12 protein-coding genes are annotated in these 10,718 nt (G+C 61.8%); 10 read left to right on the top strand and 2 right to left on the bottom strand.

Features of this window, described 5'->3' with window-relative positions:
* The 10 genes from J5M71_RS29400 to J5M71_RS25410 all read left to right on the top strand — a co-directional run.
* Positions 1-120 (top strand): hypothetical protein (locus tag J5M71_RS29400; RefSeq protein ID WP_243434162.1); only part of this gene is annotated, 120 nt, incomplete at its 5' end.
* A 298-nt stretch (positions 121-418) separates the two neighbouring features.
* Positions 419-1,315: a nitrilase family protein gene (locus J5M71_RS25370; protein ID WP_207838183.1), complete on the top strand. Its 897-nt coding sequence runs from the start codon at positions 419-421 to the stop codon at positions 1,313-1,315.
* Between the two features lie 10 nt (positions 1,316-1,325).
* Complete coding sequence (locus J5M71_RS25375) at positions 1,326-2,480, top strand: hypothetical protein (RefSeq protein ID WP_207838185.1); 1,155 nt, start codon at positions 1,326-1,328, stop codon at positions 2,478-2,480.
* The gene (locus J5M71_RS25380; RefSeq protein WP_207838187.1) at positions 2,477-3,466 is read left to right on the top strand and encodes an asparaginase; all 990 of its coding nucleotides are present in this window, start codon (positions 2,477-2,479) and stop codon (positions 3,464-3,466) included. Before J5M71_RS25375 ends, J5M71_RS25380 begins: the two co-directional genes overlap by 4 nt.
* Positions 3,467-3,556: 90 nt before the next feature.
* The gene (locus J5M71_RS25385) at positions 3,557-4,108 is read left to right on the top strand and encodes a UPF0149 family protein (protein WP_207838190.1); all 552 of its coding nucleotides are present in this window, start codon (positions 3,557-3,559) and stop codon (positions 4,106-4,108) included.
* 360 nt (positions 4,109-4,468) lie between these two features.
* Complete coding sequence (locus tag J5M71_RS25390; RefSeq protein WP_207838193.1) at positions 4,469-5,098, top strand: glutathione S-transferase; 630 nt, start codon at positions 4,469-4,471, stop codon at positions 5,096-5,098.
* Between the two features lie 27 nt (positions 5,099-5,125).
* Entirely contained in the window at positions 5,126-7,162 is a 2,037-nt protein-coding gene (locus J5M71_RS25395) for a pyridoxamine 5'-phosphate oxidase family protein (protein ID WP_207838196.1), read from the top strand.
* Positions 7,163-7,335: 173 nt separating this feature from the next.
* Positions 7,336-8,232 (top strand): LysR family transcriptional regulator, encoded by an 897-nt coding sequence (locus J5M71_RS25400; protein ID WP_207838198.1) that lies wholly within the window; start codon positions 7,336-7,338, stop codon positions 8,230-8,232.
* 355 nt (positions 8,233-8,587) lie between these two features.
* Positions 8,588-8,827, top strand: coding sequence for a type II toxin-antitoxin system RelB/DinJ family antitoxin (locus J5M71_RS25405; protein ID WP_207838200.1), 240 nt, complete (start codon positions 8,588-8,590; stop codon positions 8,825-8,827).
* Complete coding sequence (locus J5M71_RS25410) at positions 8,817-9,104, top strand: type II toxin-antitoxin system RelE/ParE family toxin (RefSeq protein WP_207838202.1); 288 nt, start codon at positions 8,817-8,819, stop codon at positions 9,102-9,104. The genes J5M71_RS25405 and J5M71_RS25410 overlap by 11 nt, the downstream gene beginning before the upstream one ends.
* A gap of 299 nt (positions 9,105-9,403) precedes the next feature.
* On the opposite strand, the gene J5M71_RS25415 is transcribed toward J5M71_RS25410, so the two are convergent.
* Together J5M71_RS25415 and J5M71_RS25420 are read right to left on the bottom strand one after the other, a co-directional pair.
* Positions 9,404-9,940, bottom strand: a complete 537-nt coding sequence (locus J5M71_RS25415; RefSeq protein WP_207838204.1) for a Bro-N domain-containing protein — start codon at positions 9,938-9,940, stop codon at positions 9,404-9,406.
* A gap of 437 nt (positions 9,941-10,377) precedes the next feature.
* On the bottom strand, positions 10,378-10,718 hold a 341-nt coding region (locus J5M71_RS25420; RefSeq protein ID WP_207838206.1), incomplete at its 5' end, for a hypothetical protein.

The raw sequence follows: 10,718 nt of genomic DNA on the forward strand, positions 1-10,718 counted from the left end.
CCGCTGCTCGAGCACTGCATCAAGACCCCGGGCGTGCACGTGATCGACTGCCCGGTCGATTACAGCGAGAACGACCGCATCCTCAACAGCGAGCTGCGTGAGCGCGCGCTGGCGGTGTAAGGCCTGAGGCCCCCTACAGGTATGGCGCCTGTGGGAGCGGCCTTGTGTCGCGAGAGGGCTGCAAAGCAGCCCCGGCAATTTTTGCCATGTCGCTGAAATCCTGGGGCCGCTCTGCGGCCCTTTCGCGACACAAGGCCGCTCCCACACTGATCGCATTGACCTCTGCGGCGTGTAAGGCCCTTCCTGTCACACCCATCCCCTATTCCTACAAGCTTGCAGGAATACCCCGACTGTCACTCCCCAGCCCAACCCCGCTTTACTGGCGCCCTTCCAAAACAACCATAAGAAGGAAGTCGCCATGTCCGAACATTGCCCCCCCGTCAGCCCCGTACGCATCGCCGTCATCCAGTACGACCCCCAGGTCGGGCTCGAGCATTGTGACGGTAACCTGAGCAGAGGCCTGGCATTGGCCCGGCGGGCAGTGCGTGAAGGCGCCAACCTGATCGTGCTGCCCGAGTTGGCCAACACCGGCTACACCTTCCACACCCGTGCAGAGGCCTATGCCCATGCCGAAACGCTGGAGGAAGGTCGCAGCCTGAACCTCTGGGCGGATTTCGCCAGGGAGTATCAGGTGTACCTGGCTGCGGGTTTTGCCGAACGTGACGGGCTGAAGCTCTACGACAGTGCCGTACTGTTCGGTCCGCAAGGCTTGCTCGGGCATTACCGCAAGGCTCACCTGTGGAACCAGGAAAAGCTCTGGTTCACCCCTGGCAACCTAGGCTTCCCCGTGTTCGAGACGCCGATCGGCCGTATCGGTCTGCTGATCTGCTGGGATATCTGGTTCCCGGAGGTGCCGCGGCTGATGACCGCACAAGGCGCCGACATCATCTGCAGCCTGAACAACTGGGTATGGACACCACCGCCGCTGTTCGATGAAGCCGGGCGCTGCATGGCTTCCTACCTGACCATGACGGCGGCACACGTCAACAACGTCTACATCGCTGCCGCCAAACGCATAGGCAGCGAGCGGGGAGGGCGCTTCCTGGGCTGTTCGCTGATTGCCGGTACCAATGGCTGGCCAATTGGCGAGGTGGCCAGTGCAGAGGAGGAGGGCATTCTCTACGCCGATGTCGACCTCAGCAGCGCACGCTCGGCACCGATCTGGAACAGCCTCAACGACCTGCCGCGAGACCGGCGTACCGATCTCTATGATGCAACCCTTGGCTATCGCCTGCATGCACCGATGCCGCGCTGAGGAGTCGCACATGAAAACCCTACTCTTCCCCAACCGGCAGCGTTCGTCGGTGTTGATCCTCGCCTGCCTGCTGGTGCTGCTGGCTGCCAGCCTCGTCCAGGGCCAATGGCCGGACTACACGCAACTGGCAGCGACGCTCGATCAGCCGTTAAGCCGCCTGCGCTGGATAGTCGGTGATATCAGCGAAGTAGCCTTCTACAAGCATGAGTTGCCCGCGCTGGGCTTGCTACTGGGGGCTTGCCTGGCGCACTGGGCCCATGTGCATGGGTATCGCTGGCAGGGCTTTGCCATCTGCTACGGCAGCGGATTATGGCCATGGGTATTCACCAGTTCGCTGCTGGGCTTGCTGCTCAGTCACGCGTTGTGGGGATGGACCTTGGCCAGTGGCACCTGGCAACCGACTTTCGTCGCTTTCGTATCGTTGCCAGCGGCCATGGTGCTGCTATTTGGCGCGGGTTGGCAGGTGACGATCAGCGGCGCACTGCTGGGGGCACTGCTGGTAACGCCAGCCAGCCTGTTGATGGTCAACTACCTGTGCTACCCGTTGCAGTTGCCGGTGGTAGTCGGCAACGTAAGTGGCATGGCGCTGGCGAGCGTCGTGGCGTTCACGCTGTGCTGGCGCTTTCCATCATGGGTGCGGCCCAGCCACAAGCCCGCCGCGCCCGAACCCGTTGCGGCCCAACCCGATTACGGCGTGGTCTGGACCCTGCGGCGTGTGCTGGCCGATTTCAGCGAAGCGCCATTCTTCGGTAATGAACTGGCCAGCCTCGGGCTACTGCTGGGGGTGTTCCTGGCTTACATGCTGGCCCCCGCTGCACCGGCCTACGGTTCGCTGCTGCTGATACCGATGGTTGCCGGGCAGGCGCTGGCGTCACTGGTTGGGGTCGTGTTCTGGCGTCGCCAGTGGCAGGCGCGAGGGTGGTACCCCACTTACATTCCCATCGTCTCGATCGTCCCTGCCGCTGTGCTTACCCACGGTGGAGGCTGGCAAGTGGTCGTAGCCAGTGCAGTGCTGGGCGCGCTGGTAGCTCCACCTTTGGCAGTGGCCATCACTCAGCGCTTGCCGGCTTACATGCATGGCTACATCGGTAATGTGGTGTCGATGGCCATCAGCACACTGGGGATCGTGCCGCTGGTCGGGGTGCTTGCGGGAGGTGGCGTATGAAAGCGCATGCAAACCTGCCCAAGCTGTCGATCGCTGGCCTGGGTGGCACGGTGAGCATGGAGGCAAGTGCCAGCGGATGCGGGGTGATGCCCAAGCTTGACTGCAATGGGCAACTGGCCAAGTTGCCACAACTGCGCGAAATGGCCCATCTTGAAACTGCCACTCTGGGCCTGCTCCCCAGTGCCTCGCTGGGCTTTGCTGCGCTGCTCGAGGTGCTGGCCTGGGCTCGGGGTGAGGTGGAGCGCGGAGCGCACGCGGTGGTACTGACCCAGGGTACCGACAGTCTTGAGGAAACGGCGTATTTCCTCGATCTGCTATGGCCGTTCGATGCGCCATTGGTGATGACCGGTGCCATGCGCGCGGCCAGCCAGCCGGGCAACGACGGCCCGGCCAATTTGCTGGCTGCGGCGCAGGTTGCACCGGCCCCGAGCAGCCGTGGGCGCGGCGTTCTGGTGCTGATGAATGATCAGGTCCACTGTGCCGCGAGGGTTCGCAAGACGGCCAGCCTGGCGATGGCTGCATTCGAATCGCCCGGCTGCGGACCGCTGGGCGATGTTGTGGAGGGTGTTGTGGCATATCGTCAACCGCCTGGCCCGCGAGAGGTGCTGCCGTTACCGCATCGCACCGAGCATCGGGTTGCACTGCTGGAAGCGTGCCTGGATGCGGATACGGCGTTGCTCAATGCCATGGCGGTACTGGGCTACGAGGGACTGGTCATCGCTGGCTTTGGTGCTGGTCACGTTTCCGGTAGCTGGTCCGAAGTGCTGGGCTATCTCGCGCCCACCTTCCCAGTGATTGTTGCCACCCGCACAGGCAGTGGTCCCACAGCCTCGGCATCCTACGGTTTTGCCGGTGCCGAGATCGATTTGCAGAGCAAAGGGGTACACATGGCGGGGCAATTGTGTCCGCGCAAGTGCCGCATCCTGTTGTGGCTGTTGATCGGTACGGGCAGGCAGCAGCAGTTGCATTGCTGGTTGCCACGTTAAGCAATCTGCTCGCGTACCTGTAAGCGCGGGCAGCCCTTGGGCTGTTCTGTGCTAGGGTGCACACACTTTTGCTTCCCAGGACTTTCACCCATGCTCCCCGCACTCAGCGAAAAAGAACTCGACCGCCTTGAAGACCTGCTGATCACCTACGGCAATGACTACTCGGTACTCAACCTGGCCGAGCTCAATGGCTTTTTCACTGCATTGGCCAGCTCGCCATCCACCGTCACCCCGGAACAGTGGCTGCCCGCGGTGGCCGGCGGCAAGGTGCCGAAGTTCAAGAAGCCGGCGCATGAAGAGGCTTATACGGCGTTGATGCTGCGCTATGCCAGCCAGGTGGCGGAGGAGTTGGGTGACGACGTCGATCACTTCGAGCCGCTGTTCGAGGAAAACGAAGACGAGGCAGGCACGGTGATCGTGATGGAGGAATGGTGCTTCGGCTATATGCGCGGCACCCAGGTCGCAGGTTGGGCCGAGCTGCCGCTAGAGCAGGATCAACTGCTCAAGGCCATTTCGCTGCATGGGCTGGAGGACAACTTCGAGCTGCTGGATCAGATGAGCGAAGAGGATATCCAGGCTTGCGTGCCGCAGGTGGTCGAGGCTGCGCGTGGGTTGTTCCGGTATTTCAACAAGTTGCACTGATCTTGCATCTGCATTGATGCTACCGGCCCCAGCGCCGACAACCGACCGCGTTAACCGATCCAGCGGGAGCAACTGTCTTGCTCAATATCTAAAAACTGGCGCGAGCCCTGTGGGAGCGGGTTCACCCGCGAACACCGGCACAGCCGGTGCCATACGCCGCGTTGCATTCTTCGCGGGTAAACCCGCTCCCACATGGACCGCACAAGCCCCCGGCCGGTGCGTTCTTCTGTGGGAGCCGGCCTCACGATTATTCCGCCTCGCGAAATTATGGTTTCCCCGCCACACGGATTCTGCTGCCAGCCGAACCGGTGCAGCATGTGCTCCATCAGCCCACCCCGGCGCTGACCAGGAGCCAAGCCCATGTCGAACCCGATCAAGCTTTACAACTTCCCCAAGTCCGGCCATGCCCACCGCATCGAGCTGATGCTCTCGCTGCTGAACCTGCCCACCGAGCTGGTGTTCGTCGACCTCGCCAAAGGTGCGCACAAGCAGCCGGACTTCCTGGCCCTCAACCCGTTCGGCCAGGTCCCGGTCATCGATGACAACGGTACGGTGATCGCCGATTCCAACGCCATCCTGGTGTACCTGGCCAAGAAGTACGACAACGGCACCTGGCTCCCCGAGGAGCCCGCCGCCGCCGCCCGCGTGCAGCGCTGGCTGTCGGTCGCTGCCGGCCCGCTGGCCTTCGGCCCTGCCGCCGCGCGCCTGGTGACCGTATTCGGCGCCGCGTTCAACACTGACGAGGTCATTGCTCGCGCCCACACCCTGCTCAAGGTGATCGACGCCGAGCTGGCCAAAACGCCGTTCCTGGTCGGTAGCACACCCACCATCGCCGATATCGCCAACTACTCGTACATCGCCCACGCACCGGAGGGCAATGTGTCGCTGGAGCCCTATGCCAACGTACGCAGCTGGCTGGCGCGGATTGAGGCGCTGCCTGGCTTCGTGCCCATGCCACGCACCGTGATCGGGCTGCAGACCAGCGCCTGACATCCCGCCACCGCGAGGAACGCCGCCATGCAAAAGAACCCGGAGCACCACCCCTCGCCCTGGCATGCGGGGGAGAAAACCCTGCAGGAAAAAGCCGGTGTCGCGGAGCGCATGGAGGCGTTCGGGCAGAAGGTCATTCGTGACTACATGCCCGACCAGCACCGTATTTTCTATCACCAGTTGCCGTTCATGGTCGCCGCCAGCGTGGATGACCGGGGGCGGCCCTGGGCAACATTGTTGGAAGGGCCGGAAGGTTTCGTCAGCTCGCCGAACCCACGCCAGCTGACGATCAACACTCAGCTGGCAGCAGACGATCCCGCTACCCCGGGGCTGTCTGCCGGACAGGCGGTCGGCCTGTTGGGTATCGAACTGCACACCCGTCGACGCAACCGCCTCAACGGGCAGGTCCACGAGGCCGGCGACGGGCAACTGCAGGTGACTGTGGAGCAGTCGTTCGGCAACTGCCCGCAGTACATTCAGCTGCGTGACTACACCCGCGTCGCGGAACCCGCGCAAGGGCGTGTCGATGCGGCGACACTCGATGCCACGGCTGCCCGCATGATCCAGACAGCCGACACTTTCTTTGTCGCCAGCTATGTCGAGCAAGGCGACGGCCAGCGCTCGGTGGATGTCTCCCACCGTGGCGGGCGGCCCGGGTTCGTCAAGGTTGAAGGCAACCGCCTGACCATTCCCGACTATGCTGGCAACCTGCACTTCAATACCCTGGGCAACCTGCTGGTGAACCCGCAAGCAGGGTTGCTGTTCATCGATTTCAGCAACGGCAACGTGTTGCAGCTATACGGGCATGCCGAGTTGCTGTTGGACAGCCCCGCCATCCAGGCGTTCGAAGGCGCCGAGCGCTTGTGGACGCTGGAGGTCGAGCAGGTGGTGTGGCGCCCGGCTGCCGTTTCCCTGCGGTGGGCCTTCAAGGAGTACGCGCCGACCAGCCTGATGACCGGCACCTGGGCCGAGGCCGACGCGCGCCTGCAGCAACGCCAGCGGCAGCGCCAATGGCAGGCCTGGCGTGTGCAGCGGGTGGAGCAGGAGAGCCGCGACATCCGCTCGTTCTACCTTGAGCCGCCTGCCAGCAGTACTGTGGCCTTTGCGCCAGGGCAACATGTTCCGGTGCAGATCCAGCTCGACGGCGAGGCGGCACTGATCCGCACCTACAGCCTGTCCAGCGCGCCTTCCGATGGCTACCTGCGTATCAGCGTCAAAGCCCAGGGCCAGGCCTCGCGGCACCTGCATGAGCACGTCGTGGCAGGCGATGTGCTGAACGTGCGCCCGCCGATGGGCAGCTTCACGCTGGACCAGCAGAGCACACGGCCGCTGGTGCTGATCGGCGCGGGTGTGGGTATCACGCCGTTACTGGCCATGCTGCGCGAGCAGTTGAACAAGGGGAGGACACGGCGCATTCATCTGTTCCATGGTGCGCGCAGCCTGGCCGACCTGCCGTTCCGTGAGGAGCTGGCGAGCTTGCAACAACGGGCCGGCGGCCTGCTGCAGGTGCACCGCGCCCTGAGCCAGCCGGAAGCGCATGCGTTGGCGGGGCGTGATTACGCGTTTGCCGGTCGGCTGGGTATCGAGCAGGTCAAGGCGACGCTGGCGCTGGACGACTACGATTTCTACCTGTGCGGCCCGGGCAGTTTTACCCAGGACCTGTATGAAGGGCTGCGCGGGGTGCATGTGCCGGATGCGCGGATCCATGCCGAAGCCTTTGGCCCGTCGACGCTCTGGCGGCACACCGACGATGACCAACCCACATTGCAACAGCCACCTGCTGCCAGCGAGCCGGTGCCGGTGTACTTTGCAGCTTCGGCGAAGGAGGCGCGCTGGGCGCCCGGTAGCGGGACGCTGCTGGAGTTGGCCGAGGCGCGTGGGCTGGCGCCGGAGTTCAGTTGCCGGGGCGGGTCGTGCGGTACCTGCAAGACCCGCTTGGTCAGTGGCCAGGTGCATTACCCGAACCCGCCGGCCGAACTGCCGGAGGCGGGTTCGGTATTGATCTGCTGTGCCGTGCCGGCCCGGTCAGAGGAGGGGACGCAGGCGTTGGTGCTGGATCTGTAAGGTAGCCTGTCCCGGCCCTTTCGCGGGCTTGCCCGCTCCCACAGGTACTCCACTGCCCTCAGGAGCGGTGAATAACCTGTGGGAGCGGGCAAGCCCGCGAAAGGGCCGGTATTGGCAACACAAAATGCCCAGATGAAAGATAATCCCGGCACCTCACAATCCCAGGAGCCCGCATGGACCAGATCCACCTGATGAAGGTGTTCGTCGCCGTAGGCGAACTGGAAAGCTTCGCCGCCGCTGCACGCCGCCTGGACATTTCCCCAGCCGCAGTCACCCGTGCCGTCAGCGCCCTGGAAGAGCAGCTCGGGGTCAAGTTGGTGCTGCGCACCACCCGCAGCGTGCGCCTGACCGAAGCGGGTGGCCGTTACCTGGAAGACACCCGGCTTATCCTCGCCAGCATCCACGAGGCCAACGAAGCGGCTGCCGGCATCAATGCCACACCCAAAGGCGACCTGGCCGTCACCGCGCCGATCCTGTTCGGCAAGAAGTACGTCATGCCGTGCATCGTCCGCTACCTGCAGCAGTACCCCGAGGTTGACGTTTCCGCCTTCTTCCTCGACCGCATAGTGAACATGGTCGAGGAGGGTATGGACGTGGCCGTACGCATCGGCCCCTTGCCAGACTCCGGCCTGAAAGCGCTGCGGGTGGGCAGGGTGCGGCGCATGTTGTGTGCGTCCCCCGACTACCTGGCGCGCCATGGCGTGCCGATGCACCCGTCCGACCTGGCGGGGCATGCGGTGATCGGCACCACCAACCTGTCGCCACGTGCCGGCTGGCGCTTCGGCGTGACCGAGGAGCCGACCCTGGTGCGCGTGAAGCCCCGCCTGACGGTGACCAGCAATGATGGGGCGATAGCGGCTGCTAGTGGCGGACTGGGGATTGCTCGCCTGCTGTCGTACCAGGTGGCGGATGAACTGGCCAGCGGGCAGCTGCAGGTGATCCTGGCCGAGTACGAAGAGGCGCCATGGCCGATTCATGTACTGCACCGGGAGAGCAAGTACGGCTCGTCCAAGGTCAGGGCCTTCATCGACATGCTGGCGCAGGATTTGCGGGCCCAGCAGCTGGATTGAAGTCGCGGACGGTAGCTCTACCCTGAGCTATCTTCAGAACTGGCCTCGCCCACGACCACGTAGACTGGCATGTCCAGTCCCGGCACCTTGTGGTGCCGCACCCCCTTTGTCGGCGTGGGCGAGGCCTCTCAATTCGTATTTGGCCGCCCAAGGCGGTCGAACCTGCTCGACCACTGCCATTCTGAAATCTCCCGAGCTACGCGATCCCCCGTGGGAGCGGCCTTGTGCCGCGAAAGGGCTGCGCCGCAACCCCAGCAGTTCATGTCGCACTGCTGAGCCCCAGACAAACTGCCATTGCGAAATCGAAAAGACGCGTGCATTGTAATGACAAACGTCTTTACCTTAGGGCCGCCCCATGGCATCCATCAACATACGTGTCGACGACGAACTCAAAGCCCGCGCATACAAAGAGCTTGAGCGCCTCGGCGTTACCCCCTCCGAACTCATGCGCCAGGCTCTGCAGTATGTTGCAGAGCGAGGCAAGCTGCCCTTCCGCCCTGTCCTGATGACTGAGGACGATGAAGATCTCATTGCGACTGTGAAAGAGCGGCTTGCTTCCCCGCAGCGCGTGAGGGTCCAGTTGGATGACCTATAGCCTCGACTTCGATTCACGTGCATTGAAAGAGTGGAAGAAGCTGGGCGATACGGTGCGTCAGCAGTTCAAGAAGAAACTGGCGGAAGTTCTGCTGAACCCTCGAATCGAGGCAAATCGCCTTCACTCGCTGCCTGGCTGCCACAAGATAAAGCTGCGCAGCAGCGGGTATCGACTGGTTTATCAGGTCATTGACCAAGAGATCGTGGTTTTTGTCGTCGCTGTTTATCGTCGCGAACGGGACCAGGCATACAAGAAGGTTGCCGAGCGGCTCGAATAGACTTCAGGATCTGGCGGTTCCAAGGCTGCAATCTCAGGGTACAGCGCAGCCCATAAGCTAGCGCTGTACCTGTGGGAGCGGGCGTGCCCGCGAAGAATACGACGCGGTGCATGGCACCGGCTGCGCCGGTGTTCGCGGGTAAACCCGCTCCCACAGGTTTTGCATCAGCCCAGAGTGCCTATTGCCAACTCCGGCACTTACCTCTGTTCTTGGCCTGCTTACCAAGAACATCTGGCAAACTGAGCCATCTGTGGGAGCGGGTTCACCCGCGAAGAGGCCAGCACAGGCAAAACCGCCTGCTAAACCCCATGCATCCGCAGCGCTCGCTGCGCACACGCCCGCCAACTCAACTTCCGCTTCTCCACCGGCCCCGGCTGATCCACTTCCCCAGCCAGCACCACCGGCATATCCCGCATCCTTACCCAAGGCTCACTCTGCCAATACAACAACGTCGCGCTCCGCCCTCCAGGCCAGCACATCTGCCCCAGTCGCGGCGCATCCTCTACCCCGTCAGCTTGCCCATCGCGCAGCACCGCCACCACTTCATGCGTCAGCCACCAACGCAAATGGCGGTTCTCCGGCACATGGTGATGCGCCAGCAAGGTATAGGCTCCGGACTCGCTGACCATGGTGGTCTCCTGGTACTTGCCATAGCGCAGCAGCTGCACAGTGCGGTACTGATCCGGGTCGAGCTTGCGCATGCAGTGTTCGTCGAAGAAGTGCCCACTCAGCCGGCCGAGTTCGTGGGCGCAGAACCAGGCTTGGGATTCGAACCAGAGGGTGTGGAGTGGGCGGTTGTGACGGGTGAAGAGGGTGGGTGTATTGAGGCTGTTCATGTTTGGCTATCCTGATATTGGAGAGCCGTTGCTAACGGGAACGGGATTCCGCTGCGTGAGCGTTCTTAAGCGCCATAAGACGTTATCGCGATGCCCTAAAAGTAACAATGCCAAACCCTGTAGGAAGCTTCCTGTTCGGCCATTTTCCAAGCAAAAAAAGGCTGCCAATTGGCAGCCTTCTCGATGCTCAGCCTTATTTTCTATCGTTCACAGAATAATCCACATTGTTTTTGCGAGATTTTTTCAAGGTGATGTGAACATATTTTTCAAGAAGGCTGAACGTCGGTAGTACCTTTTCCCACGTTTGTTGAATCAACGTTAAACTGATCCAGAAAAGCCGTGCGAAGATTTAGGGCGGTTTAATTGGAGTGCACAAAAAAAACGCTACGATTCTTGTAGGTTTTTTGGGGGCGGGAAGGGTGAAGCTTAAAGTTGGATCAAATCTTAAAAATGAGGACGTTTGTAACATCCGATCGCCTAACAAGCTTAGAGGAAGCCAGTTTTGGATTCGAGAAATTTGCCAATTTAAGCTTTCCGGCTGTAATGAGGCGGCGAGTTTCGCCTTGGCCCAGGATTTTGTCAGAACCAGAATAGGTGTAATGGTTGCTTAGAATGTCATCTACCATGCCGGCTTCCGATTTCAATAAGTGTCTGATCCCGTTTATGTTGATTGGCGTAACAAAGCCTGTCGAAATAAAAAGACGAGTAAAACCAAATTGTGATAGTTTGAATCTAATTAAAATATCAGGTATTGGTACAAGGCTTGCTCGCAAAGTGG

Source organism: Pseudomonas sp. 43(2021) (genome assembly GCF_017490805.1).
Classification (GTDB): domain Bacteria; phylum Pseudomonadota; class Gammaproteobacteria; order Pseudomonadales; family Pseudomonadaceae; genus Aquipseudomonas.

Coding starts and splice junctions, on each gene's coding strand:
- J5M71_RS25370 (WP_207838183.1), top strand. CDS start 419: ATGTCCGAACATTGCCCCCCCGTCAGCCCCGTACGCATCGCCGTCATC.
- J5M71_RS25375 (WP_207838185.1), top strand. CDS start 1,326: ATGAAAACCCTACTCTTCCCCAACCGGCAGCGTTCGTCGGTGTTGATC.
- J5M71_RS25380 (WP_207838187.1), top strand. CDS start 2,477: ATGAAAGCGCATGCAAACCTGCCCAAGCTGTCGATCGCTGGCCTGGGT.
- J5M71_RS25385 (WP_207838190.1), top strand. CDS start 3,557: ATGCTCCCCGCACTCAGCGAAAAAGAACTCGACCGCCTTGAAGACCTG.
- J5M71_RS25390 (WP_207838193.1), top strand. CDS start 4,469: ATGTCGAACCCGATCAAGCTTTACAACTTCCCCAAGTCCGGCCATGCC.
- J5M71_RS25395 (WP_207838196.1), top strand. CDS start 5,126: ATGCAAAAGAACCCGGAGCACCACCCCTCGCCCTGGCATGCGGGGGAG.
- J5M71_RS25400 (WP_207838198.1), top strand. CDS start 7,336: ATGGACCAGATCCACCTGATGAAGGTGTTCGTCGCCGTAGGCGAACTG.
- J5M71_RS25405 (WP_207838200.1), top strand. CDS start 8,588: ATGGCATCCATCAACATACGTGTCGACGACGAACTCAAAGCCCGCGCA.
- J5M71_RS25410 (WP_207838202.1), top strand. CDS start 8,817: ATGACCTATAGCCTCGACTTCGATTCACGTGCATTGAAAGAGTGGAAG.
- J5M71_RS25415 (WP_207838204.1), bottom strand. CDS start 9,940: ATGAACAGCCTCAATACACCCACCCTCTTCACCCGTCACAACCGCCCA.